This is a genomic window from Vallitalea sediminicola, assembly GCF_054408565.1.
In genome coordinates, this window is sequence record NZ_BTPT01000073.1 from 71440 (window position 1) to 89912 (window position 18473).

Annotated in this window: 16 protein-coding genes; 2 read left to right on the forward strand and 14 right to left on the reverse strand. The window is 29.6% G+C overall.

Features of this window, described 5'->3' with window-relative positions:
• Nucleotides 1–14: 14 nt before the first annotated feature.
• The 9 genes from ACX6CF_RS23130 to ACX6CF_RS23170 all read right to left on the reverse strand — a co-directional run bounded on the left by ACX6CF_RS23130 (nucleotide 15) and on the right by ACX6CF_RS23170 (nucleotide 11995).
• Complete coding sequence (locus ACX6CF_RS23130; protein WP_458787747.1) at nucleotides 15–1274, reverse strand: glycosyltransferase; 1260 nt, start codon at nucleotides 1272–1274, stop codon at nucleotides 15–17.
• 4 nt (nucleotides 1275–1278) lie between these two features.
• Entirely contained in the window at nucleotides 1279–2541 is a 1263-nt protein-coding gene (locus tag ACX6CF_RS23135) for a nucleotide sugar dehydrogenase (RefSeq protein WP_458787748.1), read from the reverse strand.
• Nucleotides 2542–2579: 38 nt separating this feature from the next.
• On the reverse strand, nucleotides 2580–3566 hold the full coding sequence (locus ACX6CF_RS23140; RefSeq protein WP_458787749.1) for a hypothetical protein: 987 nt from the start codon (nucleotides 3564–3566) through the stop codon (nucleotides 2580–2582).
• 13 nt (nucleotides 3567–3579) lie between these two features.
• The gene (locus tag ACX6CF_RS23145; protein WP_458787750.1) at nucleotides 3580–4116 is read right to left on the reverse strand and encodes an acyltransferase; all 537 of its coding nucleotides are present in this window, start codon (nucleotides 4114–4116) and stop codon (nucleotides 3580–3582) included.
• Nucleotides 4117–4139: 23 nt separating this feature from the next.
• The gene (locus ACX6CF_RS23150; protein ID WP_458787751.1) at nucleotides 4140–5600 is read right to left on the reverse strand and encodes a lipopolysaccharide biosynthesis protein; all 1461 of its coding nucleotides are present in this window, start codon (nucleotides 5598–5600) and stop codon (nucleotides 4140–4142) included.
• 95 nt (nucleotides 5601–5695) lie between these two features.
• A complete protein-coding gene (locus tag ACX6CF_RS23155) occupies nucleotides 5696–6298 on the reverse strand; it encodes a hypothetical protein (protein WP_458787752.1) in 603 nt (200 codons plus the stop codon).
• 23 nt (nucleotides 6299–6321) lie between these two features.
• Complete coding sequence (locus tag ACX6CF_RS23160; protein ID WP_458787753.1) at nucleotides 6322–9159, reverse strand: phosphodiester glycosidase family protein; 2838 nt, start codon at nucleotides 9157–9159, stop codon at nucleotides 6322–6324.
• Nucleotides 9160–9241: 82 nt separating this feature from the next.
• Nucleotides 9242–10573, reverse strand: coding sequence for an LCP family protein (locus tag ACX6CF_RS23165; RefSeq protein WP_458787754.1), 1332 nt, complete (start codon nucleotides 10571–10573; stop codon nucleotides 9242–9244).
• Between the two features lie 261 nt (nucleotides 10574–10834).
• Nucleotides 10835–11995 carry an LCP family protein gene (locus ACX6CF_RS23170; protein ID WP_458787755.1) on the reverse strand — a complete coding sequence of 387 codons (1161 nt, stop codon included), beginning with the start codon at nucleotides 11993–11995 and terminating at the stop codon, nucleotides 10835–10837.
• A gap of 489 nt (nucleotides 11996–12484) precedes the next feature.
• Here ACX6CF_RS23170 and ACX6CF_RS23175 point away from each other — a divergent pair, with 489 nt between their 5' ends.
• Nucleotides 12485–13363, forward strand: a complete 879-nt coding sequence (locus tag ACX6CF_RS23175; protein ID WP_458787756.1) for a deoxyribonuclease IV — start codon at nucleotides 12485–12487, stop codon at nucleotides 13361–13363.
• Nucleotides 13364–13408: 45 nt separating this feature from the next.
• Complete coding sequence (gene ymfI / locus ACX6CF_RS23180) at nucleotides 13409–14143, forward strand: elongation factor P 5-aminopentanone reductase (protein WP_458787757.1); 735 nt, start codon at nucleotides 13409–13411, stop codon at nucleotides 14141–14143.
• On the opposite strand, the gene ACX6CF_RS23185 is transcribed toward ymfI, so the two are convergent.
• The 5 genes from ACX6CF_RS23185 to rapZ form a co-directional block, all read right to left on the reverse strand.
• Nucleotides 14140–14988 carry a glycine betaine ABC transporter substrate-binding protein gene (locus ACX6CF_RS23185; protein WP_458787758.1) on the reverse strand — a complete coding sequence of 283 codons (849 nt, stop codon included), beginning with the start codon at nucleotides 14986–14988 and terminating at the stop codon, nucleotides 14140–14142. The two genes, ymfI and ACX6CF_RS23185, sit on opposite strands and share 4 nt — an antisense overlap.
• Before the next feature lie 280 nt (nucleotides 14989–15268).
• Nucleotides 15269–15526 (reverse strand): HPr family phosphocarrier protein, encoded by a 258-nt coding sequence (locus tag ACX6CF_RS23190; protein ID WP_113673645.1) that lies wholly within the window; start codon nucleotides 15524–15526, stop codon nucleotides 15269–15271.
• Nucleotides 15501–16487, reverse strand: coding sequence for a DNA-binding protein WhiA (whiA, locus tag ACX6CF_RS23195; protein ID WP_458787759.1), 987 nt, complete (start codon nucleotides 16485–16487; stop codon nucleotides 15501–15503). Before whiA ends, ACX6CF_RS23190 begins: the two co-directional genes overlap by 26 nt.
• 82 nt (nucleotides 16488–16569) lie before the next feature.
• On the reverse strand, nucleotides 16570–17550 hold the full coding sequence (locus ACX6CF_RS23200; protein WP_458787760.1) for a gluconeogenesis factor YvcK family protein: 981 nt from the start codon (nucleotides 17548–17550) through the stop codon (nucleotides 16570–16572).
• A gap of 43 nt (nucleotides 17551–17593) precedes the next feature.
• Entirely contained in the window at nucleotides 17594–18466 is an 873-nt protein-coding gene (gene rapZ / locus ACX6CF_RS23205) for an RNase adapter RapZ (protein ID WP_458787761.1), read from the reverse strand.
• Between the last annotated feature and the right edge of the window lie 7 nt (nucleotides 18467–18473).

Here is an 18473-nt window from a genome sequence, read left to right on the forward strand (position 1 = left end):
TCCACAGCTATAATCTACCTGATATCATAAGCTTTATTGAGTATTTGAACAAGTTGTTTTGTCAATTCTTTTCTCTCAAAAGTTTTGATTTTATCCCAATTTGGTTGTATTGCAATGGTATTATTCTTCCAATCCATATATAACTTAAGCATTAATTCTTTTATTTTACTTACATTGGTGGTCTCTGATATATATCCCGTATTAGTCTCTCTTATTACATCAGCTGCAACACCTTTTGGCGGTACCAACGCCAATATAGGTCTATTAGTATTCATATATTCAAACACTTTACCAGAATAAAAATTCTCTGCTCCCTTGCCTTCTCCAATAATAAATAATAAGATATCAGATTCTATGAGCATTTCAATGCTTTTCTTATGTTCCATATATGGTAAGTACTTAACTGTTTCGTTAAAAGAATAGATTTCATTTATCTCTTTTATCTTCTTATTAGGAATATTGCCTATAAATCTTATTAATATATCATTTTTATCAATTTTTTGTTCATCTATTAATTCATTCACTGCTTGTAAGAAATAATCTGGTTTTCTTCTTCCATACATGGATCCTGAATAAGTTACTATAAGTTTATCCTTTTTCACATAATCTTTATTAAGATTATTGAAGTCATCTTCGTCATAGCCGTTTGGTATTACATAAGATTTACCTTCTATTTTATAATCTTTCAAGAAGTTTTTTAACATCAGCGGTGTATTAGTAATAAAATAATCGCAATTGTCAACTACTTCTTTTTCCATTTTACGTTCTTTGTTCATACGTTTTTTTGAATATCCCATGTCAAGAATATACGGATTATTACACCACTCATCTCTAAAATCTACTACCCAACATATATCAGGTATATGTTTTTTCACATATAGACCTAATAGATGATCGCTATAGGGGTAAGATGTTGTATACAAAACTTCAATTTTATTTTGTTTGATATATTCTAGGAGAATATCTTTGTTCTTTTTATACCAAATTATGTCACCATCTGGTATCAATAATTTCCTAGATATAAATTTTCCAACTAAATTGAATGGTTTCCCTAACTCATTTAAGTCATAAGATTTAGTCCTTATTACGTTTAGATCTTTAGGTATATCCTGAAGTAATGATTCATCAATTAAACCTTTATTACATTCTCTTGTAAATACAACTGGCTCCCACTGAAATTCTGGTAAGTATTTAGCAAATTTTACACTTCTTTGAACCCCTGAGCCACCCATTGGTGGAAATTGATTAGCTACCATTAAAACTTTTTTTTCCATTTTTTTATTTACCTTTTCCTAATAAATTATAATTGAATCCTATTTCCACTAACTGCTTTTCATTAAAGAAATTTCTTGTATCTAATATATTAGCTTGTTTCATTTCTTTATATATTCTATCCATATTAGCATCACTGAATAGTTTATGATTTACTCCAAGTATGATTAAATCACTGTCCTTACATGCTGTATAGATGTCTTTTTCAAGATATTTAAAATTCTTCACATAAGGATCATGTATTGATATATTGATACCACTAACTTCCTCTAAAAGTTCAACTAATTCAATAATAGGACTTTCTCTCATATCATCAACATCAGGCTTATATGTTATACCAAGTATTGTAATCTTTTTTTCTTTTAAAGTTCCAAGTATCTTTCTGCTTTTGTTGAATACATATTCGGGCATACTATCATTGATAGTCCTACCTAATGTTATCATTTTTGCTGTTTCTGGGAATTTTTCTACTATGAACCATGGGTCAACTGCTATACAATGACCTCCAACTCCTGGTCCTGGTTGATGTAGATTAACTCTAGGGTGCTTATTGGAGAATTTTATTACATCCCACACATTGATACCCATTTGCTCACTGATCATTGCTAATTCATTAGCAAGTGCTATATTTACATCTCTAAAAGTATTTTCTGTTAATTTACACATCTCAGCAGTTGTAGCATTAGTTGTATAGATTTCTCCTTTTACAAAGGATTGATATAATTTTTTAACTTTTAGTGCTGATTCTTCATCTATTCCGCCAACGATCCTATTATTTTCCACAAGCTCAAAAAGAATCTTACCAGGAATAACACGTTCAGGAGAATGTGCTATATATAAATCTTCTTCTACATTGAGTGAAGATTCCTTTAATATTGGAATAATAATATTTTCTACAGTTTTTGGTGGTGACGTTGACTCAAGAATTATTATATCACCTTTTTTAACTAATGGTACAATAGACCTTGTTGCGCTGATTACATAAGACATATCAGCAGTCTTATCTTCATTAATAGGAGTAGGTACAGCTATAATATAAACATCTGATATCTCAGGTTTAACTGAAGCACTTAGCTTACCTGAAGCAACAACATCTCTTACCATAACATCTAAATAAGGTTCTTCTATTATTATTTCACCTTTGTTTAAAGCTTTAACAACTTTCTCATTAACATCTACGCCAATTATATCAAATCCATTACTAGCAAACATAGCAGCAGTAGGAAGTCCGATATAGCCTAGACCTAATACACATATCTTTTCTTTCACTTTAATCAATCCTTTCTATATTCTTATTAATTAGATTTCTATTTAATATTACTATATCTAAAAGTGTATCTTCCTTTCCATCCAACTTCGTCTCCCTTTTTCATATATAAATCTTTACTGTTTACTAAATTAAAATAACTTTTCCCATAGCTTAATGTAAAAGCATATGGACAAGACTCATCTACATAATCACCTTTACCTAAACCATATTCATTATTTAAGTAAGCTTCTAATATATGTGTTTCATCTTCTGAGCTAAGAGTAAACTGATTAATACAGTCAACCTGTTTTAATGGAGAGTCATTGGTTTCATAGGAATTAAATTTAGTATCCAAAGAACCTTCGTATCTAATAATTTTATAAAGAGAATTCTGTGTCTGTAAACCATAATATCTCTCAATAACAATATCATCTAACGCTTTTATACTTACTTCAACCTGTATATCCTTACTATCAATATTATAAATAACAGTTTCTTGTAAGATTTCTTCTTTATTTTCAAGGGTATTATATCCTTGAATATTATTTTTAACTGTTATAGTAACATTTGAAGCTTTTTGGAGATTATCATTATTGATATCACCATCTATTTTAACACTATGGTCAATCATCCTTGCAGTTTCATCTTTATCATCAATACCATGCCAGCCACCTGTAAATTGGGGCTTTTCAGTAGTTTTATCTAATCCTTTTCTAACCATATATGGACCAACCCAATCAGAACAACTATCCAGCAACTCTACTTTAATTAAATTATTAAAACTATCTAGTGTCATATTGTTTTGTATAGTTGAAGTTGATATATTCGAAATCTGCATCAACTCATTAATACCTCTCTTAGCAAATTCGATCCATATATCTTCTCTATCATTATAGCGATAACCAATATTGATCCTATCATCATCTTGCATAACCCAAATATCTTTTTTTCTTACATCCTCTTCTGCTGTATTTTTATTAACATTACATGCAGATAGTAGACTTATAACTATTACCACACCAATAATTTTTGTAAACATATTCATCAATATCATATCCTTAATTAATTAGGTTTTTCCTTGATTTAATCTTCCTTGCAGGAGTTCCTCCTACAATTGAATATGGTTCAACATCTTTTGTTACTACTGAACCAGCTCCGACAACACTTCCCTCACCAATTGTAACACCTGGAAGTATAATTGTTCTAGCTCCAATCCAAACATCATCTTTTATAAAGACTTTCATAGGTTTCGTTACATCTTGTTCAATCATTGGTATATCAGTTCTTTTTGTTTCATGATTCTTGGTATATATAATTACATCTGGTCCCATCATAACATTATCACCAATACTAAGTGGTCCCTGAACTCTAGCATGTAGACCTATTCCCGAATATTCACCAATAGATATATCTTGTCCATTGCCAAAAAAAACTCCTTTTTCTATATTACATGTTTTTGACGCGTATGAAAATATATTTTTACATAAAAATCTCCTAAACCCTTTTGCTCCAAAGTTAATCAAGCTATCAGATTCAGGCATTTTTTTTCCTATTAAATAGTAAAACCCTAAACAAATCTTTTTCTTTAATCCCATAATCATAACATCCTATACATTTTTTATCTTTTAAATAATCTACGTATCATCTTCATTTCTTCTGTTAATTCTCCAGTTATTAATAATAGGACACCATAAATAATTATAGATACTATTATTGATATAACTAATATTGGTACATTAAACTTCATGAACGACATAGCGATTATCAGTAGTATACCAAAAGTTAACGCACTTCCAATTATACGTATATATATTATCGGTTTTAATTTCCAGATTAATACTTTTTTGGCTCCTCTATAACTTAATATAAAATATAGTGCAAATGATATCATAGTTGTTATTGCCGCAACATTATATCCATAGATAGGAACTAAAAGTATATTGAATAATAAATTAAGCACTCCACTAATTAAACTATTCCTTAATATTATTTTGGTATTAGCCGTAAGTTCCCATGCCTTATTACAATACTCAGATAGTCCAAAAAACAGCATTCCCACAGAAGCCCAACCTATAATAGCATAGCCCCCTTGGTATTCGCCAGCTAGGCATATTTTAGAAATAGGTTTTGCCAACATAACTAATCCCACAGTAGCAGGTATACATATTAGAAGATAATATCTAACACCACTGGATAATATATCTTTAGTCCTAGAAATATCTTTTTTACCCCAAGCCTCTAACAAATTAGGGTAAACTGCTCTCATTATTCCCATCATCATCATTGTATAAACAGCTGAAGCCAATGAGTAATTTGCTGTATATATACCTGAAATATCTCTTCCGCAGAAATATATTATAACATATCTATCAGAGATATTAAGTACAAACAAAGTGAGGCTCAACCCAATTAATGGAAAACCGTATTTTATCATAACTTTAAAAGTATTCTTTGAAGCTTCATTAAAATTAATATAATTGTATCCTTTTAATCTAATGAAAACAATTATTGCTTTTAACAAATCTACAGTACCATTAGCAATTAATATAATTGTTACAGATCTTTCAAAATTAAAAGCTAGAAAGATTGTAAGTACGAGTTTTAGTACTACACCACATAATGATAGTACTAAATTCAGCTTAATTTTTTTTAATGCAACCAAAAGATTCATTAAAATTTGGTTCAAACCATATGCTACAAACATAAAAAAAGCGCTAAATAGTAATTTGGTCTCAATAATATCATTACCGATTAATTGAAATATCAGCAGTATAATCAGCACAACACCTACTAGTGTTATATAACTAATAAATGCAGTGGAACAAAGTGCTTTCAAGTTATTTTCGTCTTTATATGCATTAATATATCTATATAAGGAATGCATCAGCCAACCTAATATAATTAAAAAGATAACATTTATAGTTGGATTAATAACACCATAATCCCCATAGATTTCTGGTGTAAATAACCGTGCATAAACAGCGATTGTTATAAATCCAACTAGTCCTTCTAATATCTTAGCTGGAAGATAGAATATTATATCTTTTGAAATAATCTTTTTTGATGTATTTGCCTTCATATAGTGGCCTCGCTTTACTTTACAAATAAATAATTCAAATTTTGTTTTCATAGAATTATACCATAAAATGGTAGTAAAAACTATCGTGCTTTTTGTTAAGTTTCCACACTATTTGGTTCTACCTCTTCTTCACTATTAACCTCATCCTCTATGCTATACTCTCCCTTAATCATAACATAAGCTTTAGTCACAATCTGTAATCCTCTTCCATCATCTCTTGGAACTATCAACAGATGATTCTTAGGCACAACAACACCCATAGCCAAATCTATTCCTATAGTGATATCAGAAATTCCATCACCTGTTTCGTTACCAATAATCGTAGCAGAACCAGCTCTTAATATAATTTCTGAGCTATCTTTACAAATAAGCTTTTGTCCAGCTTCAAGTTCAATAATTTCGAACTTTGATGCTGAAGAATTATTATTGATTCCTTCTAGTTTACCATCAATATATTTGTTGACTTCTGAATAAATTTTTGCATAGTCAATATCTGTATTTGCACTTTGTTTATTACCTGAAGAATTCCCTTGATTGTTCATGATTTCCTGTAGTTTTTCATCCACATAACTTTTAGTAACAAGAGGGTCTTCTATTGTTCCAGGATCTACACTAGAAGCATTTGTTGATGTATATAATAACCCCGTAACCATAAGTAGTAAACAACAAATTATAATACGATATCTTTTTTTACCCATGTAAAAAACCGCCTATTCTCTAATTATTTTGGATAAACATTAGTAACATTGTATGATATATCATCAGCATTAATATTAAAATTAATTATGTGAAATTTTTCCTTTATATCTACTTTGTTTTTATCATGGACTTTGTACCATAATCCATTAATATCCATATATCTAATGCCTTCTATATATTCAACATTAAAGTCATAACCACTGCCATTTATAACAAAAATATTCTTATCTTGTTCTTCTTTCAATTTCTTAAGTATATTACAGAATAATTCTCCTTCTCTTTTATCACTAAATTCCAAAGGATTTTTATCCAATGTAATAATTATATGTTTTTGTTTCGTATTATTAAGATCATTAACAAATGTTTTCCATTGGTTAGGATCTGTTAATCTCATACTATTTTTTGATGTAGCGAGATTAATGATTCTTACATTTTCATAATCAGTAACTTTATATTTATTATCCCAAGTGATAATATCATTTTCCAATTCATCCCTTGGTATCTTAGTATTTCCAACAAATAGGCTTACGTCAGATAATTCTTCCATTTTTCCTAATACTTCACGTTGTACTATATCATCTAGTAGTGCATTCTTAGAACCAGTACTACCGAATACAGACATTTTCATCTGTGGATTTTCAATAATCTTTTTACCAAGTGGGTCATAAATCTGCTCTTTAGGTAAAGTAAGATTAGATGTATCAAATGCATAATGTGCTGTTAAATCATCAAATTTAAGTTCAAAGCTGTCATCTTTTGGACAATGTAGACTAGCAACGTATATTCTATCAAGTTGAATGGGATATTTAACATCTTGTGGTACATCAGCAGTTATATATTTCCAACCTGTCCAATCTACAGCATATGAAAAAGTTACTAATTTTTCATTTCCATCAGCATCTTTTATTCTTCCTCGCAACCAATGATTAATACCATTTCCTTCTACCCACAAACCTAATTTATTAAGTTTTTTATCAAAGGTGTATGGTTCATCTAATTCTAAATAAGCTGCTTGAGTACTTGTTGACTCTTTAAAACTATAATTCAGTTTAATAGAGTTATTACCTTCATGGGCTTCATTTATAACTTCTGCAGTTGCAGTAATTGTTTCAGGATGAACTGTAGTATGTAGTTTTGTATCATTTTCAAAAGAATCAATAAGTCCAGTTTCCTTGTTAACAATAACATATCCATAGACAGTTGTATTTCCAATAGTTCCCTTTATTAAACTTTGTCCAAGATTATTACCTGCTACAAATTGACCATCATGAAAATCACCGATGCTATTATTTTCTACTTCCCATGTTACATTTTTAGCGTTAACCTCACCTCTATAACCATCTTTATCAATCCCTAATATCTTAAGGTTAGTTGATTCTCCAGGTTCTAAAAAGCTGAATTCATTATTTATTTCCAAGGAAATAGGTTCATTAGTAGACTGAACAGTAATCTCACCAGAAATACCATTTACATGTGCCTTTACTGTTCCTTTTCCTTCACTCTGAGGATAGAATTTATTGCCTTCCCATTTACCATTAATCCCTACTGTTTGCCAAATTAAGTCGTCATTATTAATCTCTACTGGATTATAATACATATCATAACCAATAACATTAAAAGTGATGGGCATGTCTTTGAATGTTCTTGTTTTATCAACCATAACCTTTATTTCGTATAAATCACTAACTGGCGCTATTGAAGTTACCCCTATACCATTTGGGATTCTTCTTTGTACTCCACCAGATGGCCTGTTAAATACATTAACATCAGTATTTCCTAGATGTCTTCCAACTAGAGTACTTGATCCTCCACCATCAAGATGAATAGCATCATATATCCCATTATCAAGTAGGATTTTACCTAATTCATCATGAGTGGCTCCAATACTTGATCCTCTTCCATCAACTACAACCATATATACTTTATCTTTACTCTGATTATAACCGATAGCAGTTCTAGGATGTCTTCTCTTTCTATCAACTACATAACCTTCGTTACTTATCGCACCTGCTGATACAACTTTTCCTCCACCACTAATTGCTAAATTAATGGCTTCTATATCAATATTAGCATTTGTGTTAATTACTACTTTTGTACCAACTGTAAAGCTTTTAAAGCTATAGAGAGCTGTTTGTTCATTCATAACTATGATAAAACCGTTTTCAGGTAATGTGATAGTCTCTCCTGGTGTAGACAAATAAGTAACAACATCATCTTCTATAACCATTTTACATAATCCTGGAGTTTTTTCGTCTATCTCAGTTGTATCCTTCATGGCATATTTATCAAAATAAGTAACTGAATCAGTATCCCCAGTTATCTGATTAAATCCACCAAAGTACAGCTTTTTTTCACCATCTTCACTAGTCATCAAGAGACTCATTTGCATAAAATCAATAAATGGTAAATTATTTGAGTCCAGAAATAATGAACCATATGAATTCCAACCTACATTGAAATTATGCCTACCTATAATGATTCCGTCTTTTTCATATTCAAATCCTATAATATCAGTAGGATTATTTTTCATATTAAAAAAGTCTGCATTAACTGAAGCAATGACATTATTTTCTTCTGATAAAGAAGTAAGAGTATCTTTTATTCCAAATCCATCTGTATTTCTAATTACATCCAATTTAACAAATGGATTCGTTAAATCCGCTTCAATTATATGTACATCAACCCAACCTGCTTCTGTCAATCTGCTGTTTTTTTCATATGTAATACCACTGGAGATAATTTCTTTTTCAGTACTTTCATATAAAATATTATCAGTAGTGCCTGCAAATGAAATATTGTTATTAACTACTATTGCTGCTAAAACTAATACACTAAATAACTTCTTAAATATTTTCCTCATCAATATCTACCCCTAATCTTGTCAGTAAGGAATGTAATATTAGTCAATATCTACTCTTCTATGTCCAATATCTTATTCCTAATTAATTATCTTTATCATTAGTACCAATAATAATCCTGATATCTACCCCATCAGGTAAAGCTTTATCATTTAATTCAATAACTGCATCCTTGAAGTGCTCACTCAAATCTTCTCCCATACCCTCATTTGGAATAATAATTTTAGTCTTTTGTAAAACTTCAGTATCGTAGTTACCTATCTTGGATACAGTAAAACCTAAACCTTCTAATTTTTTCTTGGTTCTTCCTGCTAACCCGTTAATTTGGGAACCATTAAGCACCTCAATCTTTAATCCATTGCTACTAATAGCTTTTGGTTCTTCTGGTTTAGATTCCTCTGAATCTGTACCTTCTTTTGTATTATTTTCATTATCTTCAGCAACATCAACTTGTGAAATTTCTTTAAATAGTTCTTTTGATGCTTCCTCATCATAATAATAATATTCTCCACCTTGTTTTTTAGACGGCAAAGTATATAATTTCAGATTATCCGGAGTAATATCATCAATGTATTCAACATAATCTAATAGATTCTTAAAATTTGTTGTTGCATCACTAATTATTGCACTTCCTATAGTAATAATATTAAATTTATTTTTTTCAGTAAGGACTTGATTCATAAAAGCTTTCATAAAATCATGTTGCATATCAATACGACCAATGTCTCCATTAGCATAACCTTTACGATATCTTATAAGCTGTTCAGCTTGAGCACCATTTAATTCCTGCTCACCTTTTTTAAGGTTAATATACAAGTCTTGTTCTGGATCTAGGTATTTCATATCTCGTGGAATATTAAATTTAATAGGTCCAATAATATCCACTATTTTTCTAAATGTTTTTATATTCATATTAAAATAATAATCAATTTTTATATCAAACATATCTTCTATCACTCTAACAGAGTACTCATTTCTCTTATCTTTTGGTGAATATGCTGGAACACCGTTGATTTTTAATTTCTTCGGTGTATCTTTTCTACCTACTAATAATTCATTATGTATTTTTGTGGGTAATTCCACTAATGTATCTCTTGGAATAGACACTATGTTAATTTGTTTTGTTATGTGATTGAAGGTCATGACCATGGTTACATCAGTACGCCAACCATCTTTATCAACCCCGAATACAGCAAATGTTGTTAGTTGTTTTTCATTATCGGCTTCTGTAGAAGAATCAGGATTTTTGGGGTCACCTGGATCTGCTATAGGATTTTTTTGGTCACCTGGATTAGTTTTTCCTTTATTAAGTAATATGTAACCGCCAGTAGCAACTCCAGCTATCAAAGAAAATATAACGACTGAAATTAAAAACACTTTAAGAAATTTGCTTAGTAATGAAACTTTATTATTCAATTTTACCCTCCTCTAATTTAAAGCATGTTTGGATAAATCTATTTTTTCATTTTACAAAACAAGGTATCTAAATAGCATTATTACTAATAGATAACCTTGTTTTATACTTATTATAATCTAAGATTTATATATTACCATAATTTAGAACATGCTAATGTATTTACTATGACTAGTATATCAAAAGTAGGTATAATTGACAATAATTAACATGATATTAGAAAATATTACAAATTTGTTAATTTTTAATATTATTGATAAATATTAATAAACATATTCTATTTTATTATCATTATTTTTATTGCTGAAATTATTGTTTTTCATAGCTTCAGTAGTCTTTTCATGTTCAGCATTATCTTTTGTATCAGCACTACCATTTTCATCTTCTATTTTATCATCTGGTGTTGTTTCCGCTGGCATTGTTGTTACTTTATTTATAAGTGTATCTATTGATTCAAGCACAACTTCTCTATCATATGTCTGATACCATATACCATTAATCTTCTCACCATCAGATGGAACTGTTACTCTGTTTTCTGGTGTAAGTATTTCTTTTAAATTAAGGTCGAATAAATAACTTACATACTCATTAGCAGTTACTAAACCAAAATCTGTTTTCAAGTGACCATAAACTGTAGATGCTAATTCTTTTATCTTATCAAAATCTCTTATTTTAAGTATCTTATTGCTCATTGCTATCAAGAAATCCTGTTGCATCTTAATTCTTTTAAGATCTGGTGGAACGCCTTTATAATGTCTATTTCTAACTAATTGTTCAGCTTTATCTCCATCTAATACCTGTAACCCTTCTTTTAGATGAATATATAAATCCTGTGCTCTATCTTCATAATCCATTTTTTCTGGAACATAAAATTCTACTCCACCAACAGCATCTACTATATCTTTGAAACCATCTATAGTAACTGCAGCTGTATAATCAATCTCTAATTGTGTTATTTCTTCCACAACATCTTTTATCACTAATAAAGCATCATCATCCCAACCAGCATTGGAATAGACTTCAGTTAGTTTACAATATTTCACCCTGATATTATTTTCTTTTTTTATCTTGTCAAATCCATCTTCCCTAAAATCAATGAATAAATCTCTTGGTAATGATATTAATTTTACTTCATTAGTATTAGTATCTAAATGGGCTACCATAACAACATCTGATAGTCCTTCTGACTTGTCAAATCCTATTAATAAAGCATTTACTGATTTTGGCTTTTTTGCTTCTTCTTTGTTATCTTCCTCATCAATATTATTTGTGTCATTGTTGTCTTCTTTACCAAGTTCGTCATCTTGTCCATGGGCTAATTTATTATCATTAGCCGTTAGCACAATAACTAATGAAGTAGTTAAAATAACGGCTACTACTATTATTAACATTAGCAATGTACTAGTTCTTTTTTTATTGTTCATCTTTCTACCTCCTATTAATCATCTAATATCATACCATAAAAACATTACAAAGAGTTAACATTTTTTTTAATTTAATTTAGTTCTAATAATTTAACCTAATCTATAAATTATACCAAATTATTATTTAGTTTAATTCACAATACACTAAACATATACTATTAAAATCATTGTTCAAAAATAATAATTAAGTTGTGTATAATTAAGTTGTGATTAAAAAATACTAAATAAACTTGGAGGAGATTATATCCATTTACTGTTGCTATGTAATATTCATTCATGTATATTATTTATATAACTTATATATTACACAGACTACTTTATTTAGTTTTCCCACATTAGACGAAATTTATATTAATTTTGTTTCACTAATTAAGTAAAAAAATAACTTTTTATATATTTTTTGCTATTCTTAGTATAAATTTTTGTCAAATTTTGGTTAATATTATGTCAATTGTTTAAAATCAAATAAAAAAATAGAAGGTGATATTTATGTCTATATTAATTGGTTCACATGTATCTATTTCAAACGGTTTGATAGGGGCCGCAAAAACAGCTCATTCATATAATGCAAATACATTTATGATTTATACTGGCGCGCCTCAAAATACTCGCAGGAAACCTTTAGAAGATATGAAGATTGAAGAAGGTAAAGAATATATGAAAGATCATGATATAAGAGATATCGTTGTTCATGCTCCCTATATTATTAATCTTGCTTCTGTAAAAGAGGATATATATGACTTAGCCCAGTCTTTTCTAGCAGAAGAAATAAGAAGAACACAAGTAATGGGTTCTAATTATATTGTACTTCATCCAGGTTCTTATACAGTTAAAGATACTGATTACGGAATCAATAGAATAGCAGAAGGATTAAATAATGTTTTATCAAATGATACTAAACCTTTTATATGCTTAGAAACAATGGCAGGAAAAGGTTCAGAAGTAGGAAAGTCATTTGAAGAACTCCAAAGAATAATTGATAAAATAGAGTTAAAAGATAAGATAGGAATATGTTTTGACACATGTCATACTCACGATAGTGGTTATGATATTATTAATAATTTTGATGGAATCATGAAAGAATTTGATAATATCATTGGTCTTGATAGGTTAAAAGTTTTTCATATCAATGGATCACTTAATATCAGAGGTGCAAGAAAAGACAGACATGCTAATATAGGTGCAGATATTAATAATAACCGTGGTATTGATCAGATAGGTTTTGATGCCCTGTATAATATAGTGCATAGCGAAGTATGTGATAATAAACCGCTTATATTAGAAACTCCGTGGATTGATAAAAAAAATAATCTATACAAAGAAGAGATAGCTATGTTAAGAGATATTAATAACAACATTGATATATAAGTTGAATAAGTATATTTAAATTATTTTGAAGGGAAATGAATATTCATGGATAACAAAACCGTTCTTGTTACAGGTTCTTCACGGGGCATAGGAAAAGCTATAGCAATTAAGTATGCCAAAGAAGGATATAATGTAGCAATTAATTGTTCGTCTAGTTTCAACGAGTTAATAGATACAGCAGACCTTATTAAAAGTTATGGAGTATCTTGTCTTCCTATAATGGCTGATGTATCAGATAGTAATTCTGTAAAAGAGATGTTCGAAGAAATCAAAGTGATATTTGGTAATGTAAATATAGTTATCAACAATGCAGGTATATCTAGTATAAAGTTATTCACAGATATTACTGAAGAAGAATGGGATAAGATGATAAATACTAATCTAAAATCATTATATAATATCTGCCATCAAGCTGTACCTGATATGATAAAAAATCAATATGGGAGCATAGTTAATATAACATCTATGTGGGGAATAACTGGAGCCTCTTGTGAAGTTGCCTATTCTGCCTCAAAAGGCGGTGTAAATGCTTTTACGAAAGCCCTTGCAAAAGAACTTGCACCTAGTCATATACGTGTTAATGGTATTGCTTGTGGTTTGATAGACACAACTATGAATTCATGTCTCAGTAAGGAAGATTTAGATTCCATCATTGAAGAAATTCCATCAAATAGAATTGGTAGACCAGATGAAGTGGCCAACCTATGTTATTATTTATCATCATCGGATTCTTCATATCTTACTGGGCAAATAATAACATTAGATGGAGGATTGATTTAGTCTATTACTCTATTTAATATCTGAAGATTGTTATCCAGCCAAGTGTTAACAATCTTTTTTTCTTGGTCATTTTCATCTAATACATTAAGCAATTCATTGAGCTCACCAGTTCTTAGATAATAATTATCTAATATGTTCAATAATTCAGGATGATCAAATTCATTCCTAACAATGGTATGTGTATCAATATTTCTGGTATATATGCTCTTAGTATCTCTAAGATGTCTTAGACCAAATTTATTTATAGTTCCATTAGGTGTCCATAAAGCAACCGCTATCCACTCTTCGTTGTCCATAGAAGTTTTTATTAAAGCATTGAGTTCTTCGTAGTTTACTTCTTTTATATCATAGTCTATACCATAATTTTGTAACATGTTTTTAGTTTCATCAATGATTACATCACTCTCTTTACAAACATATATAGTATTGGAGAATTCTTTTTTGTAATCTTTTAGTTCACATAAAAAACCTATAAGAGTATAACCTGGAACATAAATACCATTAGATAAATTTCTACAATTAGTTCCTAAATCTCTGACTAAAGATTCTATTTGTGCTCTTCTGCCAGTATCAATAGTAGGTACCCAACCGCTTAACAAAACATCCGTTGTACCTTCGCTTAAATTATCCCACATTGTATTGGTATTATTCATTATAATCTTAGATGTATATCCTTTTCTATTAACTATTTCGCTAAGTAAAATGGCCTGGGCATAGGACGATGGATAAGTAGCACATCCTATCCTAATATCCACATTATCACTTATATCTTTATCTTCTTTATCACTTCTTGCACATGATACTAATAGTCCCAAACATAATATAATAAATAAACATCTTTTCATATGAAATACATCCCTTCGTCTAAACAAAGCATTTTTACTTTGTACTCTTAACTGTCAACTTTTGCTGTGCCTTATTAGTATTTCACATATTAATTTTGTATATTATGGTTAGTTTTGGGAATTAATAAATTACTATCGAATTTTCTTATATATATCCATCAGTATATAGAGAAATGATTTCATTAATATACTTTAAGAGTAGATATTTCTTATAACACAAGCAAAAAAGATACAGATTATTAATCCGTATCTTTCTTAAAAATAACTCTTTATACAATAACTATTTATCTTCGCTTAAGTACTTTTCAAGCTCATTGATAGCTTTTTCTTCGTCAGTTCCATCTGCTGATATAGTAATATCTTCACCTTCTAATACACCTAGTGACATCATACCCATTATGCTTTTAGCATTAACTTTTTTATCTTGCATCTCTACATAAATATTACTTTCAAATTGACTTGCAACTTGTACAAATAATGCTACTGGTCTAGCTTCAAGTCCTGAAGCGATTTTAACTGTTATTTTTTTCTCTATCATAGTTATCCTCCCTTTTGTCTCTTAATTTTTCAGCAATATTACTTATTTTTCGTAATCGATGATTAACTCCAGATTTGCCTACTGGTGGATCTAGCAATGTACCTAATTCCTTTAAAGTAGCTGATGTGTATTCTAATCTTATTCTAGCCATCTCTTCTAAAGGCTCTGGTAAAGAATTAAGACCAACAGTATGATCTATATATTTAATATCTTCTACTTGTCTAACAGCAGCAGATACTGTTTTCTTAAGATTTGCCGTCTCACAGTTAACAATTCTATTAACGTTATTTCTTAAATCTTTCAAGATTCTTACATTTTCCAAGTCCATAAGCGCTACATGTGCTTCCATTATATTTAACAAATCAACAATTTGAGAACCTTCTTTTAAGTAAGTGATATAGTATTTTTTCCTCATAATTGTTTTGGATTCCATGCCAAATGAATTAATCAATTTTCTTAACTCTTCGCTTTGTTTTTTATGCCAACTAACAAATTCTAGATGATATGTTTTTTCTGGGTCACTTAATGAACCACTTCCTAGGAACGCTCCTCTAATGTATGCCCTTTTACAACATGTACCTTGCACAATCAAAGGGTTAATCTTATGAACTATATGAAGTCTTCCATCTTCCCCAAACTCTGCAATACCTATTGCTTTTAGTATCTTAAGAGCTACATGAGCATTAGTAATATACATTACATATATTCTACTCTTTTTTAACTGAGTGTTTTTTCTTATTAATACTTCAACATTAATATTAAATGTTTTTTTCAACAATGTAAAGTACTTTCTTGCAACAGCAGCATTTTCTGTCTGTACTTTTATAGTTATTTCATTATTATTTACTACTTTAATCTTACCACAACTGTTAATAATAGCTGCTATTTCAGCAATTCTGCAATGTCTTGCACTGCCAATATGCCTTGATAATTCTTCTTTTACTTTAGAAGAAAAAGACATATAATCACACCCTATCATTCTAATTATTTTACCCATTATTTGCATATTTATTAGGTTATAGATGGCAAAATGCAGGATTTGGTTAAAGTTGTTTTAATATAGATATTATAACTTCTGCTAGTTTATCAGAATTATGTCTAATTAATGTGGTCCCATTTAGTATCTTCAATAAAGGAGCTTCTAATACTTTTATTCCCTTATCTTTTAATAAATTTTCATCATATGTAACTGGTATTGCTCCATCTTCTATGTAGAGTTCTAAAATTTCATTAGGTATTTCTTGGTCATTGACTATAATATAATCTATTATACCTTTTCCTAGATATTTTTCAATAACATTAATATGATCTGTTAAATTATAATTATCTGTCTCACCTGGTTGTGTCATTATATTGCTCACATAAATGACTGTTGGTTTAGATTTTTTTATTACCTGTGATATATCTTTTACCAATAGATTAGGTATAATACTGGTATACAGGCTACCTGGTCCAAGAACCAATATATCAGCTTCATTAATATCATCTATAACCTTATCATATGGTTCTGGATTCTTAGGTTGTAACCATACATCGTTAATATTCTTTCTATCGTTTTTACATCTTTGAACGATTTCACTTTCTCCTTCAATTATAACCAAATCATCAAACAGAGCACATAATTCAACGTTTTCGGTAGTGACAGGAAGAACTTTACCTTTTACTGCTAAGACTTCACTTGTTTTTTCTATCGCTTGTTCAAAACTTCCAAATATTCCATTAAGGGCTGCTAAAAAGAGATTACCGAAATTTTGTCCACTTAAGCTTCCTTCTGTAAATCTATATTGAAAAACTTTTTCCATAATTGGTTCAGTTTCAGCTAATGCCAATATACAGTTTCTAATATCACCAGGAGGAAGCATATCCAATTCTCTTCTAAGTATTCCTGAACTACCTCCATTGTCTGAAACAGTAACAACGGCAGTAAGATTTTCAGTATATTTTTTCAGTCCCCTGAGCATTGTAGATAATCCAGTACCTCCACCCATAGTTACTATTTTTATATCGTCCATATCTTGAATCATTTAATAACTCACTCCTCAATACTAATAATAAGATACAAAAATATCAATTCTTCAATTTTGAGTCTTTTTCTATATCTCTGTGATAAATATTGGTACTGTAATCTTGTTTTAATAATCTATTATAAAGCTCATTTGTTAAAGTGACAGATCTATGCTTACCTCCTGTACAACCGATAGCAATAACTAATTGATTTTTTCCCTCTTGAATGTAATTAGGGATTAAGAAATTAATCATATCATCCAATTTATCAATGAATTTATTTGATACATCCCATTTCAGCACATAATCTTTAATCTCCTGGTCATTACCTGATTTCTCTTTTAGTTCTGGTATATAGAAAGGATTAGGAATAAATCTCACATCAAAGACTAAATCAGCATCTGAAGGAATCCCATATTTAAATCCAAAGGATAAGACAGTAATAATTAAATTCTCATATTTTTTTCCTTCTAAAAATATCTTTGCTAGTTCTGATTTCAATTCTCTTGTTAATAATTTACTGGTATCAATAATGAAGTTAGCTCTTTTTTTAGCCTGTTCAAGTATTTCTCTTTCTTTATCAATACCGTTTTGTATTCTACCCTCTGATACAAGCGGGTGCTTTCTTCTTGTTTCTTTGAATCTTTTTACTAGAGTTTCATCATTAGCATCTAGAAAAAGAACTTCTAATTCATAGCCTTCGTTCTCTAATTTTTTTATTTCATTAAGAAGCTCAGTAAATAAATTCCCACCTCTGATATCAATACCTAAAGCAACTTTATCTATTCCAGAATCAGGGCTGAAACAAATCTGTGCAAACTTATTGATAAGTACTGGTGGAAGATTATCAACACAAAAGAAACCAATATCTTCTAACATTTTCAGTGAAATACTTTTGCCTGCACCAGACATCCCTGTAACAATTACAAATCGCATGAGCTTC

Bases quoted from the DNA above. Each gene is read 5' to 3' on its own strand.
- ACX6CF_RS23175 (WP_458787756.1), top strand. From the start codon at position 12,485: ATGTCTATATTAATTGGTTCACATGTATCTATTTCAAACGGTTTGATA.
- whiA (WP_458787759.1), bottom strand. From the start codon at position 16,487: ATGTCTTTTTCTTCTAAAGTAAAAGAAGAATTATCAAGGCATATTGGC.
- ymfI (WP_458787757.1), top strand. From the start codon at position 13,409: ATGGATAACAAAACCGTTCTTGTTACAGGTTCTTCACGGGGCATAGGA.
- ACX6CF_RS23190 (WP_113673645.1), bottom strand. From the start codon at position 15,526: ATGATAGAGAAAAAAATAACAGTTAAAATCGCTTCAGGACTTGAAGCT.
- ACX6CF_RS23185 (WP_458787758.1), bottom strand. From the start codon at position 14,988: ATGAAAAGATGTTTATTTATTATATTATGTTTGGGACTATTAGTATCA.
- ACX6CF_RS23150 (WP_458787751.1), bottom strand. From the start codon at position 5,600: ATGAAGGCAAATACATCAAAAAAGATTATTTCAAAAGATATAATATTC.
- ACX6CF_RS23200 (WP_458787760.1), bottom strand. From the start codon at position 17,550: ATGATTCAAGATATGGACGATATAAAAATAGTAACTATGGGTGGAGGT.
- ACX6CF_RS23160 (WP_458787753.1), bottom strand. From the start codon at position 9,159: ATGAGGAAAATATTTAAGAAGTTATTTAGTGTATTAGTTTTAGCAGCA.
- rapZ (WP_458787761.1), bottom strand. From the start codon at position 18,466: ATGCGATTTGTAATTGTTACAGGGATGTCTGGTGCAGGCAAAAGTATT.
- ACX6CF_RS23140 (WP_458787749.1), bottom strand. From the start codon at position 3,566: ATGAATATGTTTACAAAAATTATTGGTGTGGTAATAGTTATAAGTCTA.
- ACX6CF_RS23145 (WP_458787750.1), bottom strand. From the start codon at position 4,116: ATGGGATTAAAGAAAAAGATTTGTTTAGGGTTTTACTATTTAATAGGA.
- ACX6CF_RS23155 (WP_458787752.1), bottom strand. From the start codon at position 6,298: ATGGGTAAAAAAAGATATCGTATTATAATTTGTTGTTTACTACTTATG.
- ACX6CF_RS23170 (WP_458787755.1), bottom strand. From the start codon at position 11,995: ATGAACAATAAAAAAAGAACTAGTACATTGCTAATGTTAATAATAGTA.
- ACX6CF_RS23130 (WP_458787747.1), bottom strand. From the start codon at position 1,274: ATGGAAAAAAAAGTTTTAATGGTAGCTAATCAATTTCCACCAATGGGT.